Source organism: Streptomyces sp. SM1, from assembly GCF_002910825.1.
GTDB lineage: Bacteria > Actinomycetota > Actinomycetes > Streptomycetales > Streptomycetaceae > Streptomyces > Streptomyces okerensis.
In genome coordinates this window covers 1-1,025 of sequence record NZ_NEUB01000167.1, presented here as the reverse complement: position 1 = coordinate 1,025, position 1,025 = coordinate 1, and the positions used below count along the sequence as shown (strand labels likewise).

Genomic DNA, 1,025 nt, shown 5'->3' with positions numbered 1-1,025 from the left:
GGGTGCGGCGACACCTCGACGAAGACCTCGTGGCCCTGCTCGACGAGGGAACGTACGGCGGCGTCGAAGCGGACGGTGCCGCGGAGGTTGCGGTACCAGTAGTCGGCGTCCATGGCCGTGGTGTCGAGCCGGTCGCCGGTGACGGTGGAGAACAGCGGGATGCGGGCCGCCAGCGGGCGTACGCCGGCCAGCGCGGCCAGCACCTCGGACCTGATCCGCTCGACCTGCGCCGAGTGCGAGGCGTAGTCGACGGGGACCGCCCTGGCCCGTACGCCCCGGGACGCGCAGTGGGCGAGCAGTTCGGCGAGTGCCCCGGTCTCCCCCGAGACGACCACGGCGGCGGGCCCGTTGACGGCGGCCACGGACAGCTTCTCGGCCCAGGGGGCGATCTCGGCGCGGACACGGTCCTCGGGCAGGGACACGGCGACCATGCCGCCGAGTCCGGCCAGCGCCCGGATGGCCCGGCTGCGCAGGGCGATGACCGTCGCGCCGTCCTCCAGGGTCAGGGCTCCCGCCACCACGGCGGCGGCGATCTCGCCCTGGCTGTGCCCGACCACGGCGTCGGGCCGGACGCCCCAGGAGTCCCAGTGCGCGGCCAGGGACACCATCACCGCCCACAGCACCGGCTGGACCACGTCCACCCGTTCCAGGGAGGGTGCCCCGGGCGCGCCGTCCAGGACGTCGAGGAGCGTCCAGTCGACGTGGGCGGAGAGGGCCGTGTCGCAGGCGGCGAGCCGGTCCCGGAAGACGGGGCTGGCGGCGAGCAGGTCCCGGGCCATGCCGGCCCACTGGGAGCCCTGACCGGGGAACACCAGGGCGGTCCGGCCCTCGACGACCCGGCCGGTGCCGGTGACGACGTCGGCGGGCACGGCCGGGACGGGGCCGGGTGCCGTGCCGCCGGGGAGGTCCGGGTCCGGCACGGACAGGGCGACGAGCCCGTGCAGCAGAGCGGGGTGCCCGTCGCCGATCACAACGGCCCGGTGTTCGAAGGCGGCCCGGGTGGTCGCCAGCGAGAACCCGATGTC

The 1,025-nt window shown here is 75.9% G+C and carries 1 protein-coding gene; it reads right to left on the bottom strand.

The genetic code is table 11. The annotated features are described in order from the left end of the window. Positions 1-1,025, bottom strand: a 1,025-nt coding sequence (locus B9S61_RS03705) for an acyltransferase domain-containing protein (RefSeq protein ID WP_146064699.1), incomplete at both ends; no start/stop codon positions are given.